We start from the raw sequence: 2196 nt of genomic DNA, 5'->3' as shown, positions 1-2196 counted from the left end.
GTGGGGTCATGGCGGGTCGGGGCCGTTGCCGCACGGCACGCGCACGCTGGCCGATCTGGCCCGGCACATGGTCGAGCTGCTGGACCGGCTCGAGATCGGGCGCTGCGTCGTCATCGGATCGTCGGTCGGCGGCATGTGGGGTGCCCACCTTGCCGCGCGTGCGCCGGAACGGGTCGCCGGGCTGGTGCTGATGAACAGCCATCTCGGCGAGGAGCCCTGGGCCACGCGGCTGACCTACACGGCGATGCTCGACCAGATCGAGGCCGCCGGCCGGGTCAGCGAGGAACTGGTCGCGGCGATCACGCCGCTGTTCTTCGCCCCGGACATCGAGCAGCGCCTGCCGGCACTGCCGGACCGGCTGCGCCAGCAGATCCATGGCTTCGATGCGCAAGCCCTGCGCCGGTCGATCGTGCCGCTGGGGCGGATGATCTTCGGCCGCACCGACGCGCTCAGCCTGCTGCCGGACGTCGTGGCGCCAACGCTGGTCATCGCCGGAGAGCATGATCGCGCGCGGCCGCTGGAGGAGAGCCATACGATGGCGGAGATTCTCCAGACCGAGCTGGTCACGATTCCGGGCTGCGGGCATACCGCCACGCTCGAACGACCAGATGCGGTCAATGCGGCGCTGCTGCGATTCCTGGACCGGCTGGGCTGGGGCACGGCGCTCGAAGCCGCCGCGGAGTCCCGGGCGAGGGCCGGTACTTGGTGGTGAAAGCGGTGCTTGCGGCGGCGCAGGCCTGCGTCAGGGGCAGTGCCCGGCTCGGCGACGGACAGCCATGCCGGGTCCGGTGGCGGCAGCACCGCTTCTGCCCCCGGCTGGCCGCTCTGCCCGTCGGAGAGCGTCACGCAGCCGCCGCTCGGCCACGCGCAGGCGGACTTCGGTGGATGCCAGGGCGGCGAGCGCCAGCAGGGCCTGCGCCTCGTGCTCCTGCAGCACCCGGGGCCGGTAGTCCATGACGCACAGGGAGCCCACGGCAAAGCCTTCAATGTCGAGAATCGGCGTGCCGGCATAGAAGCGGAGTCCCGGCTCGCCCGCGACGGCCGGATTGTCGGCAAAGCGCGGATCGCTCGCCAGATCCTCGACCGAGAAGACGCCCTTCTGCAGGATCGTGTAGTTGCAGAAGGCCCAGCTCCGCGGCGTCTCCGGAAGATCCAGCCCGAAGCGCGACTTGAACCACTGCCGCGTGGGCGTGAGCAGCGTGAGCAGCGAGATCGGGGCATCGAGAGTCCGGGCGGCCAGCCAGGTCACCCGATCGAACGCCTCCTCAGGCGCCGTATCCACCAGCCCGGAACGTTCCAGTGCCGCCAGCCTCTGCCCCTCGTTGAGCGCGATCGGGAAGGCGGCACCGGCCGGCACCGCCACCGGCCCGGCATCGGCCAGGAACCGGCGCAGCGAGGCCACCGCCTGTTCCGGCGTAGCGATGCGCATTGCCAAGCCAGACCCGTCCGCCTCTGCGTCCGGCCCGTCGGCGATCGCCAGGATCCGGCCATGGCCCAGCGATGGGTTCGCTTTGACGCTGTGCAGAAGTGCCAGCCGCTCGCCATCCGCATCCGCGAGATCGACGAGCACGGCGCAAGGGTGGATGGCGCCGATCGCGAGCAGCGCTGCATGCGTGTCCCCGAAGATCTCTGCCATGCATTCGCCGACGGCGCTGAACAGCCGTTCGTAGTGGGGCAGCCGATCGGCCGGGGCGACCACCACCACGGTCGCGGATGGCGCGGGCGTGCCGGGCGCGCGACCCTCGATCAATGCCTCGATGTCGGCGCGATAGACGCGGCGATGCCCGCCTGGCGTCTTCCATGACGGAATGGAGCCGCCCTCGATGAGCAGCTGGGCCGTACGCACCGAGACGCCGAGCAGCCTGGCCGTGTCGGCCGTGGTCAGGATGTCCTTCCGTGCTTTCTCCATTGCCTTCCTCCCGCGGCTCACCGGAGCGCCTGGCGCCGGCAGTTGCGGGCCGGCCTGCAGGATAGCGGCCGCTGCAAAAAATGAAAGAGTTGCGAAATTTGATAGAATTGATAGAGCTGCCTTGCCCGGCTGCCGGTGTGCTCCACCGCGCGCCGCCACAGAGGCGCGCATAGGACCATCGATCCGGCTGCATCGTTCGGGCCTCCGACTGAATGATCGACAGTCATGCAAGGAGGAAATTTCAGATGATGAAAGAATTCGCCTCTACGGAGGATCGAGATTTTTTC

3 protein-coding genes are annotated in these 2196 nt (G+C 69.1%); 1 reads left to right on the top strand and 2 read right to left on the bottom strand.

Annotated elements, in window-relative coordinates; all coding sequences use genetic code 11:
• The coding region (locus tag VNS22_RS14595) for an alpha/beta hydrolase (protein WP_325733632.1) at window positions 1-712 on the top strand (712 nt) is incomplete at its 5' end.
• 30 nt (window positions 713-742) lie between these two features.
• Here VNS22_RS14595 and VNS22_RS14590 read toward each other — a convergent pair.
• On the bottom strand, window positions 743-1909 hold the full coding sequence (locus VNS22_RS14590; RefSeq protein WP_325733630.1) for a GAF domain-containing protein: 1167 nt from the start codon (window positions 1907-1909) through the stop codon (window positions 743-745).
• A gap of 17 nt (window positions 1910-1926) precedes the next feature.
• Window positions 1927-2196 (bottom strand): hypothetical protein (locus VNS22_RS14585; RefSeq protein WP_325733628.1); only part of this gene is annotated, 270 nt, incomplete at its 5' end.

It is taken from the genome of Geminicoccus sp. (genome assembly GCF_035556675.1).
Lineage (GTDB): Bacteria > Pseudomonadota > Alphaproteobacteria > Geminicoccales > Geminicoccaceae > Geminicoccus.
Note: the sequence above shows the minus strand (reverse complement) of the source record. Positions and strands in the feature narration are given on the sequence as shown.

What these genes read in the sequence shown, in the direction of transcription:
- VNS22_RS14590 (WP_325733630.1), bottom strand. Translation starts at nt 1,909, where the DNA reads ATGGAGAAAGCACGGAAGGACATCCTGACCACGGCCGACACGGCCAGG.